This window comes from Frigoribacterium sp. MCBA15_019, from assembly GCF_001864945.1.
Taxonomy (GTDB): domain Bacteria; phylum Actinomycetota; class Actinomycetes; order Actinomycetales; family Microbacteriaceae; genus Frigoribacterium.
The window spans coordinates 27,411-45,837 of record NZ_MJGS01000017.1; the positions used below are offsets into that span (position 1 = coordinate 27,411).

Sequence of the window (18,427 nt, forward strand, 5' to 3'; positions counted from 1 at the left end):
CACGCTCCGGTCGCGACGGCGCCCCGCCGACCCACGTCTCGTGGGGCAGGATCGGGGGATGACCACCACCCACGTCCTCGTGCTCGACTTCGACGGGACCGTCTGCCTGGGCGACGGTCCGGTGCTGACCTACGCGCGCCTCCTCGACGAGGCCCTCGCGGCGACCGCCGAACGGCACCCGCCCCGGTTGGTCGAGGCGGTGCTGGCCCGGTTCGTGGGCAGCCCGCTCGACGACGAGCCGGCCGGGGTCGACGAGGCGATCGCTCACGCGGACGGCTCCCCCGACGGGTACGTCGTCGCCGAGCGGGTCTCGCGGGCCCTGGGCGTCGACGACGCGGCCCGCTCGGCGGCCTACGCCGGGGCTCGCGCGGCCCTGGCCGACGGCCGCCTCGAGACCACGGCCCCCGAAGGGCTCGCCGAGCTGCTCGACTCGCTGCCCGAGCGCGTGCACGTGGTGCTGGTCACGAACTCCCCCGAGCACGGCGTCGTGCAGCCGCTCGAGCGGCTGGGGCTCGCCGACCGCGTCGACGAGATCGTCACCGACGCGCGGAAGCCGACCGGTCTGGCCGCCGTGCTCGACCGGCTCCGGGCCGACGCGGGTCTCGAGGACCGGCCCGACCGTCTGCTCAGCGTGGGCGACATCTGGCCCAACGACCTCGAGCCGGCCGCGGCCCAGGGATCGCCGACCGCCCTGGTGGAGCGGTTCCCCGCCCCGGACGCCCGGCCGACGCACCGCGCGACGACGCTGCCCGAGCTGTACCCGGCGATCCGCGCCTGGGCGAGCAGCGCCTCCTGAACCGAGGACGACCTCAGACCGTCGCCGGCACCACCGCGAAGCGCGCGCCGGGGTGGTCGGCCGAGAGGTGCGGCCCGGGACGGCCGAGCATCTGCTCGCGCAGCGTGCCCGTGGCGGGCTCGGCCGGCATGCGGCCACGGCGGCGCAGCTCGGGCACGACGAGGTCGGCGAAGTCGGCCAGGTCGGCCGTGCCGAAGATCGGCTCGAGCAGGAAGCCGTCGAGGTCGGTCTCGTCGACCAGGCGCTCGAGCTCGTCCGCGACCTCGACGGGGTCGCCGACCAGCTGGAGCCCTCGGGTTCCCTTGCCGCGCAGGTCGTCGAGGATCTCGCGCACGGTCGGCGCCGGCGAGCCGTCCTTCGGCAGGAAGCGGTCGATGTTGCTCTGCCCCATCTGCCCGACGGGCCCGCCGTCGTCCTGCAGTTGCGTCAGGTCGCGTGACGGGTCGAGCGAGAGCAGGTCGATGCCGGTGTTGCCCGCGTAGAGGACCGCGACGACCTCGTCGGTCTGCAGGTCGTCGAACTCCTTCCGCAGGGCGACGGCCTCGTCGTGGGTCGGGGCGACCGTGACGGTCAGCCCGACCATGATCTTGACCGACTCGGGGTCACGGCCGAGGGCGGCGGCCTTGGCCCGGATGTCGGCGACGTTCGCCGCGGTCTTCGGCACCGTCGTCCCCTGCACGAAGACGCACTCGGCGTTGCGCGCGGCGTAGGCGCGGCCCCGGTCGGACGTGCCGGCCTGGAACAGGACGGGCGTCCGCTGCGGCGACGGTGCGACCGTGAAGTAGCCCGACGAGCGGAAGTGCTCGCCGGCGAACTCGACCCGGTGGATGCGATCGCGGTCGGCGAGGACGCCGGCCTCGGCGTCACCGCGGAAGGCGCCGTCCTCCCAGCAGCCCTCCCAGAGCGTCATGGCCAGGTCGACGTACTCGTCGGCCTGGTCGTAGCGGGCGTCGTGGCCGCGCATCTCGTCGTGGCCGAAGAGCTCGGCGACGGTGTTCTGCGAGGCGCCCGTGACGATGTTCCAGCCGATGCGGCCGCCCGTCAGGTGGTCGAGCGTGGCGAATCGGCGAGCCGACTGCACGGGGTGGTCGAGGCCGGTCGACGAGGTGACGACGAAACCGAGACGCTCGGTCTCGCGAGCCAGGGTCGGGATCAGCAGGGCGGGGTCCATGCCGGGGAAGTTGATGCCCCCGCGGGCCGCGGTCTCGGGCAGGTCGCCGTCGATCGACGGGTAGCCGAACCCGTCGGCGAAGAACAGGAAGTCGAAGCCCGCACGGTCGAGCAGCTTCGCCATGCCGATCCACAGGTCGAGCCCGTGGTAGCCGAGCGAGTCGCTGCGCGGGTGGGACCAGCTGAGGGTGCCGCCGACCTGGGGGCCGGCGACTTCGAACACACCGAGACGGATCTGCTTCATGCCGTCAGTGAACCGGATGGTTCACCCAGAGTCCAGCCCCGAAACAAGCTCTTAACACGGGTGTCCCGTCAGCGGGCGACGGCGGCGGCGCGGACGCGGGCGACGAGCGCCTCGATCGCGTCGACCGCCGCGCGGTCGACGGCAGCGCTCGACCCGGCACTGAGCAACGTGGCCTGGAAGCCGCGCCAGAGCGCGACCGTCTCGTGCGCGAGCGACTCGGCCCGCGCCTCCTCGACGCCCTCGGCGCGGTACGCCGCCGCGACCTGGCCCACCCACTCGGTGCCGATGTCGCCGAGCAGTGAGGCGTAGCGCTCGCGGTCGAAGCTCGCGAGGCCGAACACCTCGAAGAACAGCCGGTTGAAGGGCTGGTTGACGGGGTCGGACACCGTCCGCCAGACGGCGAGGAGGCGCTGGTCGAGCGGCAGGTCCGGCCCGGCCAGGTGGTCCACGACCCCGACGATGCCCGGGAACCGCCGTTCGGCGCCGTGCAGGGCCGCCACGACCAGTTCTTCGCGGCTGCCGAAGTAGTACAGCAGCATGCGGTTGTTCGAGCCGACCGCCGTCGCGAGGGCGCGCAGGGTGAGCTGGCCGACCCCGTTCTCGAGCACGTGGTCGACGACGCGCTCGAGGAGTTCGGCCCTCTTGTCGGACGACTCCCGGGTGGCCATGACCCGAAACTAACGTCCCGCGAGGTCGACGACGACGGCAACACGACCGAAACGACGATGAAACAGTCCGGGTCTAGCTTTTCGACACCTCACCCGAACGAACCTCAGGAGTTCCCCCATGAGCCCTTTCTCCGTTCCTCCCGCCTTCCGCGACTCGTCCCTCGACCGCCGCGGGTTCCTGCGCCTGGGCGGTTCGGCCGCCCTCGTCGTCGGCACGACCGCCCTGCTCGCCGCCTGCACCGACTCGTCGGCCGGCACGGGCGCGGCATCCGGCGGGGCCGCGTCGGGTGGCTCGTTCGGCACCATCGCCGTCCAGCTCTCATGGATCAAGAACATCGAGTTCGCGGGTGAGTACTTCGCCACGGAGAAGGGCTACTACACCGACGCGGGCTTCAGCGAGGTCACCCTGCTGGCCGGTGGTGGACAGACCGGAGCCGAGGAGGCGCTGCTCGCCGGACAGGCCAAGGTCGGGTTGTCGTCGGCCTCGCTCACCGGCCCCTCGGTCGCGCAGGGCGCGGCGCTCAAGATCATCGGCACGACGTTCCAGAAGAACCCGTTCTGCCTGCTCTCCCTCGAGGAGGGGAAGCCGATCCGCACCCTGGCCGACCTCAAGGGCAAGAAGATCGGCGTGCAGTCGGGCGGCAACCAGACGATCTTCGAGGGCTTCCTCAAGGCCAACGACATGACGCTCGACGACGTCGAGCTCGTCGCCACGCAGTACGACATCGCCCCGCTCGAGACCAACGCGTACGACGCGCACATGTCGTACATCACGAACGAGCCGATCCTCGCCGAGATGGACGGCTTCACCCCCGTCGTGCTGGGCTTCGCCGACAACGGACTGCCGTTCGTCGCCGAGACCTTCACCGTCACGCAGGACACCATCGACAACGAGCGCGACATGCTCAAGGCCTTCCTGGTCGCCGAGATCAAGGGCTGGACCGACGCGGTGAAGGACCCGGAGCAGAGCGCGAAGTACGCCGCCGAGAAGTACGGCAAGGACCAGGACCTCGACGTCGAGGAGCAGACCGCCGAGGCCGAGGCGCAGAACACCCTCATCCTCACCGAGGACGTCAACGCCAACGGCCTGTTCACGATGACCGACGAGCTGGTCGCCGAGAACATCGCCTCGCTGAAGGCCATGGGCACCGACGTGTCGGCCGACGACCTCTTCGACCTCAGCATCATCAAGGAGGTCTACGAAGAGAACCCCGACCTCATCACGACCTTCACGATCCCCACGGCATGACCATGACGGACGGCACCACGACCGCACTCACGACGGCGACGGGCGACCCCGCCGGACGACCCGAGCTCGCCACCGGCATCAACATCCAGGGGCTGACCAAGTCGTTCCAGCTCGGCCGGAAGAGCGTGCAGGCCCTGACGCAGATCGACCTGGGCACCAAGAAGGACTCGTTCCTCAGCCTGCTCGGACCCTCGGGCTGCGGCAAGTCGACCATCCTGCGCATCCTGGCCGGGCTCGAGACGCCCACGTCGGGCAGCGTCGTCATCAACGGCAAGACCGCGGCCGAGGTGCAACGCGGCCACGAGACGGGCATCGCGTTCCAGGACTCGGCCCTGCTGCCCTGGCGCAGCGTCGAGAACAACATCCGGTTGCCGCTCGAGGTCGCCGGGCTCACTCCCCCGGCCGGCCTGATCGACGACCTGATCGACCTCGTCGGCCTGAAGGGCTTCGAGAAGGCCAAGCCGGCGCAGCTGTCGGGCGGCATGCGGCAGCGCGTCTCGATCGCCCGCTGCCTCGCCGTGCAGCCGACCATCATGCTGCTCGACGAGCCGTTCGGCGCGCTCGACGACATGACCCGGCAGCGCATGAACGTCGAGCTGCTGCGCATCTGGGGCGAGAAGCCCGCCACCACGCTGATGGTGACGCACGGCATCGCCGAGGCCGTGTTCCTGTCCGACGTCGTCGCCGTGATGAGCGCCCGGCCCGGCCGCATCGCCGAGGTGGTCGAGGTCGACCTGCCCCGACCGCGCCTGCCCGAGCTGACCCGCACCCCGGAGTTCCACGCGTACGTCGACCGCATCTCGGAGATCCTGTTCGGCTCGCACGGGACGGTGGCCGATGACTGACCTGCACACGTCGCCGCGCGAGACCGCCGAGCGCGAGGTCGAGGCGGAGCTGGGCCAGAGCGTCGCGCTCCAGGCCGAGACCGCCCGGGGGCGTGAGCGACGGTCGGTGCTCGGCTCGATGGCCGCCGCGCCTCCGTGGGTCGGCGCCCTCGTCGGCATCGTGCTGATCGTCGCGATCTGGCAGGTCGTGGCCGTCACCCTCTTCTCGGTGACCGGGTCGGTGCCCCCACCCGGCCAGGTGCTCGTCCAACTCGTCACGGACCTCAGCGACCTCGTCTACTGGCGCGCCATCGGCGCGACCGCCGGCAGCGCGGCCTGGGGCTTCCTCTGGGGCAACCTGATCGCGTTCGCACTGGCCTTCGCCGTGCTGCTCGTGCCGTGGTTCGAGGGCCTCTCGACCCAGCTCGCCGTGGTCTGCTCGTGCATCCCGCTGACCGCGATCGCGCCGATCGTCACGCTCATGTCGCCCGCCGGCGGCCGGACGACGTCGATCTTCCTGGCCGCGCTCAGCGTGATCTTCACCACCGTGATCGGCACGCTGCTCGGCCTGCGGGCCGCGAGCGAGACCCAGCTCGACGTGATCACGGCCTACGGCGGCTCGCGCTGGACGCAGCTCGTCAAGGTCCGTCTGATCGCCGCCCTGCCCAGCATCCTCGCGGCGCTGAAACTGGCGGCACCCGCCGCGTTCCTCGGCGCGGTGCTCGGCGAGTACTTCCTCATCGGCGTCGACCAGGGCCTCGGCATCCTGCTGCTCGCGGCGCAGGCCACGGCGGCGTCGGTCAAGCTCTGGGCCCTGGCCCTGATCTCGGGCGGCATCGCCGGGATCGCCTACTTCGTCATCGGGCGGATCAGCCGACTGGTCACGCCCTGGTCGGCGGGCGACAGCCGCGCCGGAGAGGGGTTCTGATGGCCACGACCCTGCCCACGGGCACCGGTACCCGCGTCGCCGCCCCCGCGGACTCGACCAGCGCCTCCTCGACGGCCCGGTTCGTCCTGCGGCGGATCGGCCGCACCGTGCTGACGATCGCCATCTCGGCGATCATCCTCGGCATCCTGTGGAACCTCGCCATCGTCGTGCTGCAGGCCAACGCGTTCATCGCGAAGACCCCGGCCGACGTGTTCCGCTGGTTCTTCGTCGACTCCGAGCTCAGCCAGACCACGGCGGCCGAGAACCGCGTGCACATCGCCGGCCTGCTCGGGGTGACCCTCTGGCACGCCGCGATCGGCTTCGTCTTCGGCGTCGGCGGCTCGCTGGTCGTGGCGATCGTCTTCACGCTGATCAGGCCCGTCGAGTTCATGTTCATGCCGATCGCCATGCTGCTGCGCACCGTGCCCCTGCTCGCGATGGCCCCCGTCATCTACCTCGTGCTGGGCAACGGGATCGTCACCGCCGGCTTCATCGGCGGCGTGGTCGTGTTCTTCCCCTTGCTGGTCAACCTGAGCCTCGGCTTCCGCTCGGTCAGCGCCCAGTCGGTCGACCTCATCCGGGTCTACGGCGGCAGCCGCTGGACGATCATGCGCAAGGTCGCGTTCCCCACGGCCCTGCCGTACTTCTTCGCCTCGATGCGCATCGCCGTGCCGGGAGCCATCACCGGCGCGATGCTCTACGAGTGGCTCTTCACTTACGAGGGCCTCGGCGCCGCCATCACGGCCGCCAAGTCGCAGTCGCAGTACGGCGAGATCTGGGCGATCGTCGTGCTGATCACGCTCGTCTCGATCGTGCTCTACACGATCACGACGTTCGTCGAGACGGCGGTGCTCGCGAAGTGGGGCCCCAACGCCGGCAAGGCGACCGCGTCGTGACCGACCCCAGCGTGACCGGCCGCAGCGTGACCCGCCGCGTGCTGGTCGACACCGACACGGGCATCGACGACGCCCTCGCCCTGCTCTGGCTCGCCGCGCAGCCCGACGTCGAGATCGTGGGCATCACGGCCGTCTACGGCAACTGCGTGGTCGACGACGCCCTGCGTAACGTCGGACACGTGCTCGGGCTCGTCGGACTCGACGACGTGCCGGTCGCCCGAGGTGCCGAGGGACCCCTGGACGCGGAGGCGCACATCGCCCACTACGTGCACGGTCACGACGGTCTCGGTGACGTCGTCGCCGAGCGGCCGCTCCCCCGCGTGCTGCTCGACACCCCGGCGGCGGAGCGACTCGTCGAGGTCGCCCGGGCGTCCCCGGGCGAGATCGACCTGCTCACCCTGGGGCCGCTCACGAACGTGGCCCTGGCGCTGAGGGCCGAACCGCGCCTCCTGACGCTGTTCCGGTCGGTGACGATCATGGGCGGCAGCGGGCCCTTCCCGGCCCTCGGCCGCACCGACATGGTGGACGCGAACGTGCAGAACGACGGCGTGGCCGCTCGCGAGGTCTTCGCCGCCCCGGCGACCTCGCGCCTCATGGTCGGCGTGAACGCGACGTCCCAGGTGATCACCGACGAGTCGCACGTCGCCGCGCTCCGTGACTCGGGCACGCCGACCGGCACCTTCGCCGCCGACGTCCTGGCGACCTACCTGGACTTCTACCGCAACGCCTGGGGCCGCCGGGTCAGCCCCGTGCACGACGGCCTCGCCGCGGCGCTGCTGGTGCACCCCGAGTGGATCGCCGACAGCGTGACCGGCTCCGTCGGCATCACCCACGACGGCTTCGCGACGCGGGGCCGGGTGATGCGCACGGCCGACGGCGCCGAGGTCGACTGGCACCCGGACGGCCCCGTGCCGACCGGCGACCCGTCCACCGACACGACGGCGGTCACCGCCGTCCACACCGACCTTTTCCTGCCGTCGTTCGTCGACGCCCTGATCCACGGAGCCCGCTCGTGACCACCACCTCCCCCGCCGACGCGACCCGCGCCTCCTCGGTGACCTCTCCCTCGCCCGCCGACGCCGTCGTTCGCGACCTGCGCACCCTGCCCAAGGGACACCTGCACCTGCACATGGAGGCGGCGATCCGACCGGACTCGTTGGCCGACATGGCGGCGGCGTCGGGCGTCGTCGTGCCGATGCCGACCAGCTTCGGGGACTTCAGCGAGTTCAGCGCGACCTACCAGGGCATGCTCGTGGTCGTCGCCGAGAGCGAGAACCTCTTCCGCCTGATCGACGAGGCGATCGAGGACTGCGCCGACGAGGGCGTCGCCTACGTCGAGTTCGGGGCGAGCCCGCAGTTCTACGTCGACACCTTCGGGTCGCTCGACGCCTCGCTGCGGGCGATGCTCGCGGCCTGCGCCGAGAGCGGCGAGCGATGGGGCGTCGAGGTCGGCCTGATGATCACGGTCGACCGCACCGAGAGCGTCGAGGCCGCGAACGAGCTCGCCCACCTGGCCGCCGCGTACGCCGACCGCGGCGTCGTCTCGCTCGGCCTCGCCAACGACGAGCGTGGCAACCCGGCGGCCCGCTACGAGGAGGCGTTCCGCATCGCCAAGCACGCGGGCCTGCTCTCGACGCCGCACGCCGGCGAGCTCGCCGGACCGGACCAGATCGAGGAGGCGCTGGACGTCCTGGGTGCCGACCGCGTCCTGCACGGCGTCACGGCCGTGCAGAGCGAGCCGCTGATGGCCCGCCTGGCCGCCGAGGGCGTCTGCCTCGACGTGTGCCTCACCTCGAACGTGCTGCTCTCGGTGATCCCCACGATCGAGGACCACCCGCTGAAGCGCCTCGTCGAAGCCGGCGTGCGGTGCTCGATCAACGCCGACGACCCGATCCTGTTCGGGCCCGGCGTGCTCGCCGAGTACGAGCTGGCCCGCGCGACCCTCGGCCTGTCCGACGAGCAGCTCGCCGCGTGCGCGCTGAGCTCGATCGAGTGCTCGGGGGCGTCGGAGGAACTCAAGGCGCGGGCCGCGGCCGAGATCGCGGCGTGGCTGGCGGCGTGACCTCGCCCGTTTCCGCACCCGCCTCCGCCTCGGCGGCGCCGGTCCAGCGGCTCGTCGTCGAGAACGCCCACGTCGCGACGGTCGACGCCCACGACACCGAGCACGCCGGCGGGCACGTCGTCGTCGACGGATCGCGCATCGTCGCCGTCGGGCCGGGGCCCGCCCCCGCGTGGTGCACCGCCGGGCTGGCCCCACCCGGGTCGGTCCCCGGTTCGGCGGCACCGGATGCAGCGCCGATCCCGGTCGAGCGCGTCGACGGCCGGGGCCACCTGCTGACCCCCGGCCTGGTGAACACCCACCACCACCTCTACCAGTGGCTGACCCGCGGCATCGCGCAGGACTCGATCCTGTTCGACTGGCTCGTCGCGCTCTACCCGACCTGGGCCCGCATCGACGAGCCTCTCGTCGAGGCCGGGGCCGCCGCCGCGATCGCCGTGCTGGCGCGGTCGGGCTGCACGACCGTCGGCGACCACCACTACGTCTTCCCGGCCGGTGCCGGCGACCTGCTGGGCGGCATCGTCCGGGCCGCCGGCACGGTCGGCGTCCGCCTGCACGCCACACGCGGCTCGATGGACCTCGGTCGGTCGCAGGGCGGCCTGCCCCCGGACTTCGCCGTCGAGACGACGGACGCCGCGCTGCGCGCCGGTCAGGAGGCGGTGGCCCGGTTCCACGACCCGTCCGGTGACGCGCGGGTCCAGATCGCGATCGCGCCCTGCTCGCCGTTCTCGGTCACCCCCGACCTGCTCCGCGAGGCCGCCGTGCTCGGACGGCAGCTCGGCGTCCGGCTGCACACCCACGGCTCGGAGACCGTCGAGGAGGACGCCTTCTGCCTCGAGCGCTTCGGCCGCACGCCCACCCAGTACCTCGAGGACCTCGGCTGGCTCGGCGACGACGTCTGGATGGCCCACTGCGTCCACCTCGACGACCACGCGATCGGCCGGTTCGCGGCGACGGGGACGGGTGTGGCGCACTGCCCCTCGTCGAACGGTCGACTCGCCGCGGGCATCGCCCCGATCGCCTCCCTGCTGCGCGCGGGGGCACCCGTGGGCCTCGGGGTCGACGGTGCCGCGTCGAATGAGTCCGGTCAGCTCGGCACCGAGATCCGGCAGGCGGTGCTGTTCGGGCGCCTGCGCTCGGGCGCGGACGCGTTCTCGGTTCGGCAGGGCCTTCGCCTGGCGACGATCGGCGGCGCCCGCGTGCTCGGCCGGGACGCCGACCTCGGCTCGATCGAGGTCGGCAAGCTCGCCGACCTCGCCCTCTGGCGCGTCGACGGGGTGGAGTTCGCCGGCATCGCCGACCCGGTGGCCGCCCTCGGGCTGGCCTCGATGCCTCCGCTGGCCCGGCTCTGGGTCGGCGGCGACGCGGTCGTGACGGACGGCGAACTCGTCCACGCGGACCAGGGTCTGCTCGCCGAGGGCGCGGCCCGGGCATCGGCGGACCTGCGCGCCCGCGTCTGACGCGAACCGCGCCTCCTGCGCCCGCTGCGCCCCCTGCGCCCCCTGCGCCTGCTAGGCACCCTGCGCCCGTCGGCTCGGGTACAGGCCGGGGCATGCGCCCGTCGGCGTGAGCGCAGGGCCTGCCCGATCCACTCGACCCGCCCGACCGCCCGACCCGCCACGAAGTAAACACTCCGCCACGAGAACTCGTGGCGGAGTGTTCACTTCGTGGCGGCGTCGGCACCGTCGCCCTCGAACAGATGCCCCACACACGACGAAGGCCCCTCTCGAGGAGGGGCCTTCGTGTGGTTCTCTCGAACCCGTTCTGGTGGATCTGAGGGGACTCGAACCCCTGACCCCCTGCATGCCATGCAGGTGCGCTACCAGCTGCGCCACAGACCCAGAACTGTTGCTCTTGTGAGGTTTTCACCCCGTCGGAAGCAACTCGTCTACATTACTACATTTTTCGAGCACGCAAGTTCACCCCGACCGGGGCCCTCGTCGCGGGCCCTCGAGAAGACGCGAGATGCCGCTCACCTCCAGAGGTGAGCGGCATGTCGTGACGTCTCGCCGACGCGGCGAAACAGGGGAGGCGCGGGGCGGTCAGGCCTCGGCCGGTGCGTCCGCTGCGACCTCGGTCTGCGCGGCGGCCGACTCGGTCAGGACGTCGAGAGGGATCGTCGGGCAGTCGCTCCAGAGGCGCTCGAGCGCGTAGTACTGACGGTCCTCGTCGTGGAAGACGTGCGCGACGACGTCACCGAAGTCGAGCAGGACCCAACGGCCCTCGGCACGACCCTCGCGGCGGAGCGTCTTGACGCCGGCCTCGAGCATCTTGTCCTCGATCTCGCCGGCGATGGCGACCACGTTGCGTTCGCTGCGGCCCGTGGCCAGCAGGAACACGTCGGTCAGGGGCAGGGGGCCGGACACGTCGAGGGCGACGAGGTCGTCGGCCTGCTTGTCGTCGGCCGCGCGTGCGGCGATCTGCAGCAGCTCGATGGCACGAGGGGTGGCTGTCACGTGTTCCTTAGGGGGTAGGTGGTGATGCGGGCCGACCGGGGTCGGTTCGGGTGGGTCGGGCCTCAGCCCAGCACCCCGGTGGCGAAGCCACCGATGATCAAGCCGATGATACCGAGGCCCACGACGCCGCCCGAGATGCCGAGGATCAGCGGCAGGTGGTTGCCCTTGGGCTGCGACGCGGCCAGCACGACGGCGCGGGTGGACGTGTGCGTGCTGATGGCCCGGCTGGCGCGGACGGGCTCGGCGTCGCTCGACGCCTGCTCGGCGTCGCCCTGCTCGAGGATGCGGTCCATGTCGGAGTTGTCGATCCGCGCCTGCGAGCCGGTCGACGCCAGGCTGCGGGGCAGGTCGATCGAGCCCGTGATGATGATCTCGCCGGTCGCGTTGAGCGCACCGGTCACGTCGGCGACCTGGGCGTCCGTGAGGATCAAGGCGTTCTGCTGACCCGTGCTGGTGCCGAGCTGACGGCCCGGGACGGACTGCGCGTCGGGCTCGTCGGACTGGGTCGACCAGTGACCGGACGGCACGACGGGCGCGGCGTCGGACGGCTCGTCACGCTGCTCGGGCGCCGAAGCGGCACCGGACGGGCGCGGCGTCGTCGACGCCACGGGGCGGGACGGGGCAGGAGGCGCGCTCGGCGAGCCCTGTCCGCTGCGGTCCTGCTCGTCGGACAACGCGAACGGGAAGACCGTCGGCGTCGACGCCGGCGTGGGAGTCGAGGACACCGGAGGGACCGTGGGCGCCGCACCCGTGCGGCGGGGCCCGGGGGCGTCGTCCGACGAGTCGGCGTCGTCGTCCGACGCAGCGGACGGCACGGGGGCCGAGGCGGGGCGGACCGCTGCCGGAGCCGGAACGGACGCGCCGGGCGCGGAGGCCGGACGGTCGGCGGCGGGGGCGATCTCGTCGACGGTGTTGAGCGCGTCGGCCAGCGGACGACGGGGTTCGGGGGCCGGGGCCTGCAGGGGCACGGGCGAGGCGTCGCGGGTCTGGCTGGCGTCGCGCAGGGCGCGCATCTGTCGGCGGGTCAGGCCGGTGCCGGGGTCGACGACCGAGCCCGGTGCGGGGGGCGGGACGTCGCGCAGCGCGGCGGACGAGGGAACCGGCGTCGGCAGCGGCACGTCACCCGTCGAGCCCGCGGCGGCGCGCGGGGCGGGCGTGGAGGTCGAGGCGGGCACCACGGGCACGGCGCCGGTGATGGCCTGACCGGCCTCGCGGGCTCGCTCGAGGTCGCGGATCTGTCGCCGGGTGAGGGGCGGCTGACCGTCGGACGTGCTCATGAAACGCTCCGATACAGATGGTGCTTGGAGATGTACTGGACGACGCCGTCGGGGACCAAGTACCACACCGGAAAGTCTCGACCCACCCGGGCGCGGCAATCGGTCGACGAGATGGCCAGTGCGGGGACTTCGAGCAAGCTTACGTCGCTCTCGGGCAAACCGCTAACGCTGAGGTCGTGCCCCGGACGCGAGACGGCGACGAAGTGGGCGAGGTCCCAGAGCTCTTGGACGTCTTTCCAGTCGAGGATCTGGGCCACGGCGTCGGCACCGGTGATGAAGAAGAGCTCGGCCGTCGGACGCAGGCGACGGATGTCGCGCAGGGTGTCGATCGTGTAGGTCGGCCCCTCGCGGTCGACGTCGACGCGGCTCACCGTGAAGGTCGGGTTCGACGCCGTGGCGATGACCGTCATCAGGTAGCGGTGCTCGGCCTCGCTGACCTCGGGTTTCATCCACGGTTGGCCGGTCGGCACGAAGACGACCTCGTCGAGGTGGAACGACTGCGCGACCTCGCTGGCCGCGACCAGGTGCCCGTGGTGGATCGGGTCGAACGTGCCGCCCATGATGCCGACGCGGGGTCGCCTGACGCCCTCGCCGTCGGGCACGGTGGCGCCCGTCACGACCATCTCGGTGGCCTCGGCGGTCAGTGCTTCTCGGGGTGACCGAACTCGTCGATCGGACCGTCGTGGTGGTCGAGCTTGTTGGCCTTGCGCAGCGAACGGTTGGCGACGTCGCGGTAGCTGAACACCACGTAGCCGAGGACGAGGAACGCGATGGCGAAGACGCCGGCGATGACCGGGGCCGGGGCGATCAGCGGTGCGAGTTCTTCGTGGGCTTCGGCGAGCAGCAGCGAGGCGTCGAGCATGGGTTCTCCCGTTCAGGCGGTGACGATCGTCGGTCAGTCTACCCGCGCACCTGGCCCTGGCCCCGCACGACCCATTTGGTGCTCGTGAGTTCGGCGAGCCCCATCGGTCCGCGGGCGTGGAGCTTCTGGGTCGAGATGCCGACCTCGGCCCCGAAACCGAACTCGCCGCCGTCGGTGAAGCGGGTCGAGGCGTTGACCATGACGACCGCGCTGTCGACCTCGACGAGGAACCGCTCGGCGGTCGCCAGGTCGTTGGTCACGATGGACTCGGTGTGGTGGGTCGACCACCGGGCGATGTGGGCCATGGCCTCGTCGACGTCGGCCACGACCCGGACCGCGAGGTCGAGCCCCATGTACTCGGTCGCCCAGTCGTCGTCGGTCGCCGGCACGCCGTCCGGGAACACCTCGAGCGTGCGCCGGTCGCCGTGGATCGTCACCCCGGAGGCGCGCAGGGCACCCAGCACCGGTGGCAGCAGGCGGTCCGCCGCCTCACGGTGGACGAGCAGCGTCTCGAGCGCGTTGCACACGCTCGGCCGCTGCACCTTGGCGTTCTGCACGATGTCGACGGCCCACCCCTCGTCGGCGCTGGCGTCGAGGAAGACGTGCACGACCCCGGCGCCGGTCTCGATGACCGGCACCGTCGACTCGCGGACGACGGTGTCGATCAGGTCGGCGCTGCCCCGGGGGATCAGCACGTCGACCAGCCCTCGCGCGCGCATCAGCTCACCGGCTCCGTCACGACCGAACTCGTCGATGGTGACGACCGCGTCGGCGGGCAGCCCCACCTCGGACAGGGCCTCGCGCATGACCTCGACCAACACGCGGTTGGACTGCTGCGCCGCGCTGCCGCCGCGCAGGACGGCCGCGTTGCCGCTCTTCAGGGCGAGCGCCGCGATGTCGACCGTCACGTTGGGCCGGGCCTCGTAGATCGCGCCCACCACACCGAACGGCACGCGGACCTGGTCGAGGCGCAGCCCGTTCGGCAGCACCTTGCCCCGCACCGACTCGCCGACCGGGTCGACGAGCGAGGCCACCAGCTCGGTGGCCGACGCGAGCCCGGCCAGCCGCCCGGAGTCGAGTCGCAAGCGATCCTGCAACGACGCACCGACGCCGTTCTCGCGCGCGTTCGCCAGGTCGAGTTCGTTGGCCGCGACGATGCGGTCGACGTTCGCGACCAGGGCGGCCGCGACGGCCCGCAGTCCCGCGTCCTTGCGGTCGGCCGTCGCGGTGGCGAGCACGCGCGAGGCGGCCTTGGCGGCGGTCAGCTTGTCGGTGAGCGACGGGGCCGGGGCATCGATGAGCGACATGCACGAAGCCTATGCGCCGCTCCCCCGTCCCGCGAGACCGCCGACGATCGCCGCCGGTCACCCCGGGAGGCGCCGGTCGCCCCGGGAGGCGCGGGTCAGGCCGGTCGCTCGCCCGCGGACCCGGCGTCCCCCGCCGCAGGTCCCGACCCCGCGGCTCCCGCCGCCTCGAAGAAGGTGCCGACCTGCTCGCCCGCGAGGGCTCGGGCGACGTTGCCGGTGCTCGTCACGAGGACGGGTGTGCCGGCCTCGGCCGCGAACCGGGCGGCCGCGACCTTCGTGCCCGCGCCTCCGGTCCCGACGCCGGCCGCGCCGGCCTCGCCGAAGGTGACCCCGGCGAGCTCGTCGCCGAAGGGCACGTCGACGAGGGCGACGGCGCCGGGTTCGTGCGGCGGTCGGGTGTACAGGGCGTCGACGTCACTGAGCAGCACGAGCGCGTCGGCACCGATCAGCTGCGACACCAGCGCCGCGAGCCGGTCGTTGTCGCCGAAGCGGATCTCGTGGGTGGCGACGGTGTCGTTCTCGTTGACGATCGGCAGGATGCGCAGCTCGAGCAGGCGCTCCATGGCGCGCTGGGCGTTGCTGCGGTGGGTGGGGTTCTGCATGTCTCCCGCCGTCAAGAGCACCTGCCCGGCCACGATGCCGTAGCGGCGCAGACTCTGCTGGTAGCGGTAGATGAGGACGTTCTGCCCGACGGCGGCGGCCGCCTGTTGGGTCGCGAGGTCGGTCGGACGGGAGTCGACCCGCAGGTGCGGCAGGCCCGTGGCGATGGCTCCCGACGAGACGAGCACCACCTGAGCGCCACGACCGTACGTCGCGGCGAGGGCGTCGACCAACGGCTCGATCTGGCCCGCGTTGTCACCGCTGATCGACGACGAGCCGACCTTGACCACGATGCGACGGGCCGTGCCGAGGCCGGCGCGGTCGACGACGCCCCCGGTCACGCCCGCTCGTCGCCTTCGACGTCGTCGCCCTCTTTCACCAGGAACCCCTCGTCGTCGGTCCACAGGCCGGCGGCGCGTTCGCGCTGGAGCTCGGCGCGGGCCTCGGCCTTGGCGTCCATGCGCTCGAAGTACTCTTCACGACGCTGGTTGCGGGTCGGACGGTCGTTCTGGATCAGGCGCGGGTCGGTGCCACGGGCGCTCGTCATCAGCTCGGCCGTCGAGGTGAGGGTGGGCTCCCAGTCGAAGACGATGCCGCCCTCGGGGCCGATGACGACCGTCGAACCGGCCTGCGCGCCGGCTTTGAACAGGGCGTCCTCGACGCCGATGGCGTTGAGCCGGTCGGCGAGGTAACCCACGGCCTCTTCGTTGTTGAAGTCGGTCTGCACGACCCAGCGCTCGGGCTTCTGGCCCAGGATGCGGTACACGTTGCCGTACGTGCCGCCCTCGACCCTGATGACGAAGGGCTTCTCGTTGACGGCGCGGGGGCGCATGACGATGCGAGGAGGCGCGGGGCGCGCCGCGATCTCGGCCCGGCTGGCCTCGACGACCTCGGCCAGGGCGAAGGACAGGTTGCGCAGGCCCTCGTGGCTCACGGCGGAGATCTCGAAGACCCGGTAGCCGCGGGCCTCGAGCTCGGGCGTGACGAAGTCGGCCAGCTCGCGACCGTCGGGCACGTCGACCTTGTTGAGCGCGATCAGCTGCGGGCGCTCGAGCAGCGGCTTCTGGCCGTCGGGGACGGGATAGGCCTCGAGTTCGCGCAGGATCACGTCGAGGTCGGTCAGCGGGTCGCGGCCCGGGTCGAGGGTCGCGCAGTCGAGGACGTGCAGCAGCGCCGAGCAGCGCTCGACGTGGCGCAGGAACTCGAGCCCGAGCCCCTTGCCCTCGCTGGCACCCTCGATCAGCCCGGGGACGTCGGCGACCGTGTAGCGCGTGTCACCCGACTCGACGACGCCGAGGTTGGGGTGCAGCGTCGTGAAGGGGTAGTCGGCGATCTTCGGCTTCGCGGCCGACAGGGCGGCGACGAGGCTCGACTTGCCGGCCGACGGGTAGCCCACCAGCGCGATGTCGGCGACGACCTTGAGTTCGAGCAGCACGTCCCCGGCCCAGCCGGGGGTGCCCAGCAGGGCGAAGCCGGGGGCCTTGCGCTTGGTCGACGAGAGGGCCGCGTTGCCGAGGCCCCCGATGCCGCCCTCGGCGGCGACGTAGCGCATGCCGGGCTCGACCATGTCGATCAGCTCGGTGCCGTCGGCGGACTTGACGACCGTGCCCACGGGGACGACGAGCTCGAGGGTCTCGCCGTTGGTGCCGGCACGGTGGTCTCCCATGCCGAAGCCGCCGTTGTCGCTGGACCGGTGGGGGGCTCGGTGGAATCCGAGCAGCGTCGTGACCCCGCTGTCGCTGACGATGACGACGTCGCCGCCGTGACCGCCGTTGCCGCCGTCGGGGCCGGCCAGCGGCTTGAACTTCTCGCGCTTGACGGACACGCAGCCGTTGCCGCCGTTGCCGGCGCGGAGGTGGAGGGTCACTTGGTCGACGAATGTGGCCATGAGGTGCTTGATCTCTTTGTCTGTGCGTGCCGGTGCGAGCTGCCCGGGTCAAACACGTCTGGGGCGAGCAGGAAGCTCGCCCCAGACGGTGCGACCCGCGAGGGGCCGCCGATGCGGGTCGTGTGTCGACGCCGCGTGGTCGTGCTAGACCGTCGCCGTCGCGGAGGCGACGATGTTGACGACCTTGCGGCCGCCCTTGGCGCCGAACTCGACCGCGCCGGGGGCGAGGGCGAACAGCGTGTCGTCGCCGCCACGGCCGACGTTGACGCCGGGGTGGAAGTGGGTGCCGCGCTGGCGGACGATGATCTCGCCGGCGAGGACGACCTGGCCGCCGAAGCGCTTCACGCCGAGGCGCTGCGCGTTCGAGTCACGACCGTTGCGGGTGGACGATGCGCCCTTTTTGTGTGCCATGTGTTCTCAGCCCCTGGTTCAGTTGATCGAGGTGATCTTGACGCGGGTCAGGTCGGCACGGAAGCCCATGCGACGCTTGTAACCGGTCTTGTTCTTGTAGTTCTGGATGACGATCTTCGGGCCGCGCAGGTCGTTCAGGACCTCGGCGGTCACGGTGATCTTCGCCAGGTCGTCGGCGGCCGAGGTGACCGCGTCACCGTCGACGTGCAGGACGGCGGGAAGGGTGATGGCGTCGCCTTCGGCGGCCTTGAGGCGATCGAGGGTGACGATCGTGCCGACCTCGACCTTCTCCTGCCGACCACCGGCGCGCACGACTGCGTAGACCATGACTGTTCCTTAAGAGTTGGGGGTGTCCGGCACGACACGGCCTCGAGCCTGCGCGCACCAACCGCCCATCGTACAGGGGGCCGCTGGGGCCGTCAACGCGTCCGCCGGCCGGCCCCGCGCCTCCTCCGCTCGGGGACTCGCGCGCCCGTCGGCGGGCCGACGACTAGCATCCAGGGCGTGATCCTGATCGACGAGGCCGTGTGGCCGGCCCACGACACCCTGTGGGCACACCTGGTGAGCGACGACTCGTACGACGAGTTGCACGCCTTCGCCGCCCGTCACGGCATCCCCCGCCGGGGGTTCGACCACGACCACTACGACGTGCCCGAGTCACGACGGGCCGATTTGATCGCCGGGGGCGCCGTCGCCGTGACGGGCCTCGACCTCGCCCGCCGTCTCGAGCGCAGCGGACTGCGGGTGTCCCAGCGGGTCAAACGCGGTCTCACGTCCTGAGCCACCCGTCCA

At 71.8% G+C, this 18,427-nt stretch carries 20 protein-coding genes and 1 tRNA gene; 9 read left to right on the top strand and 12 right to left on the bottom strand.

Going from position 1 to position 18,427, the window contains the following annotated elements; all coding sequences use genetic code 11:
• The first annotated feature begins 58 nt into the window (after window positions 1-58).
• Window positions 59-796 (top strand): HAD family hydrolase, encoded by a 738-nt coding sequence (locus BIV04_RS12280; protein ID WP_071256609.1) that lies wholly within the window; start codon window positions 59-61, stop codon window positions 794-796.
• A gap of 13 nt (window positions 797-809) precedes the next feature.
• Here BIV04_RS12280 and BIV04_RS12285 read toward each other — a convergent pair whose 3' ends face one another.
• Both BIV04_RS12285 and BIV04_RS12290 read right to left on the bottom strand, forming a co-directional pair.
• Window positions 810-2,210, bottom strand: coding sequence for an NtaA/DmoA family FMN-dependent monooxygenase (locus BIV04_RS12285; protein WP_052505346.1), 1,401 nt, complete (start codon window positions 2,208-2,210; stop codon window positions 810-812).
• Window positions 2,211-2,278: 68 nt separating this feature from the next.
• Window positions 2,279-2,878, bottom strand: coding sequence for a TetR/AcrR family transcriptional regulator (locus BIV04_RS12290; RefSeq protein ID WP_055973631.1), 600 nt, complete (start codon window positions 2,876-2,878; stop codon window positions 2,279-2,281).
• A 118-nt stretch (window positions 2,879-2,996) separates the two neighbouring features.
• On the opposite strand from BIV04_RS12290, the gene BIV04_RS12295 reads away from it, so the two are divergent.
• From BIV04_RS12295 to BIV04_RS12325, 7 genes are read left to right on the top strand one after another with little or no spacing between them, the layout of a single operon-like run.
• Window positions 2,997-4,127, top strand: a complete 1,131-nt coding sequence (locus tag BIV04_RS12295; protein ID WP_071256610.1) for an ABC transporter substrate-binding protein — start codon at window positions 2,997-2,999, stop codon at window positions 4,125-4,127.
• On the top strand, window positions 4,124-4,972 hold the full coding sequence (locus BIV04_RS12300; protein WP_071256611.1) for an ABC transporter ATP-binding protein: 849 nt from the start codon (window positions 4,124-4,126) through the stop codon (window positions 4,970-4,972). Before BIV04_RS12295 ends, BIV04_RS12300 begins: the two co-directional genes overlap by 4 nt.
• Complete coding sequence (locus BIV04_RS12305; protein WP_055973638.1) at window positions 4,965-5,879, top strand: ABC transporter permease; 915 nt, start codon at window positions 4,965-4,967, stop codon at window positions 5,877-5,879. The genes BIV04_RS12300 and BIV04_RS12305 overlap by 8 nt, the downstream gene beginning before the upstream one ends.
• On the top strand, window positions 5,879-6,775 hold the full coding sequence (locus tag BIV04_RS12310; RefSeq protein ID WP_054145986.1) for an ABC transporter permease: 897 nt from the start codon (window positions 5,879-5,881) through the stop codon (window positions 6,773-6,775). Before BIV04_RS12305 ends, BIV04_RS12310 begins: the two co-directional genes overlap by 1 nt.
• The gene (locus BIV04_RS12315; protein WP_177174818.1) at window positions 6,772-7,791 is read left to right on the top strand and encodes a nucleoside hydrolase; all 1,020 of its coding nucleotides are present in this window, start codon (window positions 6,772-6,774) and stop codon (window positions 7,789-7,791) included. The genes BIV04_RS12310 and BIV04_RS12315 overlap by 4 nt, the downstream gene beginning before the upstream one ends.
• Window positions 7,788-8,837, top strand: coding sequence for an adenosine deaminase (gene add, locus BIV04_RS16840; protein WP_218141854.1), 1,050 nt, complete (start codon window positions 7,788-7,790; stop codon window positions 8,835-8,837). Before BIV04_RS12315 ends, add begins: the two co-directional genes overlap by 4 nt.
• Window positions 8,834-10,294 (top strand): 8-oxoguanine deaminase, encoded by a 1,461-nt coding sequence (locus BIV04_RS12325; protein ID WP_071256834.1) that lies wholly within the window; start codon window positions 8,834-8,836, stop codon window positions 10,292-10,294. The genes add and BIV04_RS12325 overlap by 4 nt, the downstream gene beginning before the upstream one ends.
• A gap of 305 nt (window positions 10,295-10,599) precedes the next feature.
• Here the strand turns inward: BIV04_RS12325 and BIV04_RS12330 are convergent.
• The 10 genes from BIV04_RS12330 to rplU form a co-directional block, all read right to left on the bottom strand.
• Window positions 10,600-10,675: transfer RNA gene (locus tag BIV04_RS12330), tRNA-Ala, on the bottom strand.
• A 201-nt stretch (window positions 10,676-10,876) separates the two neighbouring features.
• Window positions 10,877-11,290, bottom strand: coding sequence for a ribosome silencing factor (gene rsfS / locus BIV04_RS12335; RefSeq protein WP_071256613.1), 414 nt, complete (start codon window positions 11,288-11,290; stop codon window positions 10,877-10,879).
• 62 nt (window positions 11,291-11,352) lie between these two features.
• The gene (locus tag BIV04_RS12340) at window positions 11,353-12,567 is read right to left on the bottom strand and encodes a hypothetical protein (protein WP_071256614.1); all 1,215 of its coding nucleotides are present in this window, start codon (window positions 12,565-12,567) and stop codon (window positions 11,353-11,355) included.
• Window positions 12,564-13,190, bottom strand: coding sequence for a nicotinate-nucleotide adenylyltransferase (nadD, locus tag BIV04_RS12345; protein ID WP_082383319.1), 627 nt, complete (start codon window positions 13,188-13,190; stop codon window positions 12,564-12,566). The genes BIV04_RS12340 and nadD overlap by 4 nt, the downstream gene beginning before the upstream one ends.
• Before the next feature lie 17 nt (window positions 13,191-13,207).
• Window positions 13,208-13,429 (bottom strand): hypothetical protein, encoded by a 222-nt coding sequence (locus BIV04_RS12350; protein WP_043597092.1) that lies wholly within the window; start codon window positions 13,427-13,429, stop codon window positions 13,208-13,210.
• A gap of 38 nt (window positions 13,430-13,467) precedes the next feature.
• Window positions 13,468-14,736 carry a glutamate-5-semialdehyde dehydrogenase gene (locus BIV04_RS12355; protein WP_071256615.1) on the bottom strand — a complete coding sequence of 423 codons (1,269 nt, stop codon included), beginning with the start codon at window positions 14,734-14,736 and terminating at the stop codon, window positions 13,468-13,470.
• Between the two features lie 95 nt (window positions 14,737-14,831).
• Window positions 14,832-15,677: a glutamate 5-kinase gene (gene proB / locus BIV04_RS12360; RefSeq protein ID WP_071256616.1), complete on the bottom strand. Its 846-nt coding sequence runs from the start codon at window positions 15,675-15,677 to the stop codon at window positions 14,832-14,834.
• Entirely contained in the window at window positions 15,674-17,224 is a 1,551-nt protein-coding gene (gene obgE, locus BIV04_RS12365; RefSeq protein WP_071256617.1) for a GTPase ObgE, read from the bottom strand. The genes proB and obgE overlap by 4 nt, the downstream gene beginning before the upstream one ends.
• Window positions 17,225-17,368: 144 nt before the next feature.
• Complete coding sequence (gene rpmA, locus BIV04_RS12370; protein ID WP_071256618.1) at window positions 17,369-17,635, bottom strand: 50S ribosomal protein L27; 267 nt, start codon at window positions 17,633-17,635, stop codon at window positions 17,369-17,371.
• An 18-nt stretch (window positions 17,636-17,653) separates the two neighbouring features.
• Window positions 17,654-17,962 (bottom strand): 50S ribosomal protein L21, encoded by a 309-nt coding sequence (gene rplU / locus BIV04_RS12375; protein WP_071256619.1) that lies wholly within the window; start codon window positions 17,960-17,962, stop codon window positions 17,654-17,656.
• 177 nt (window positions 17,963-18,139) lie between these two features.
• Here rplU and BIV04_RS12380 point away from each other — a divergent pair, with 177 nt between their 5' ends.
• Window positions 18,140-18,415, top strand: coding sequence for a DUF4031 domain-containing protein (locus BIV04_RS12380; RefSeq protein WP_369825321.1), 276 nt, complete (start codon window positions 18,140-18,142; stop codon window positions 18,413-18,415).
• The last annotated feature ends 12 nt before the right edge of the window (window positions 18,416-18,427 follow it).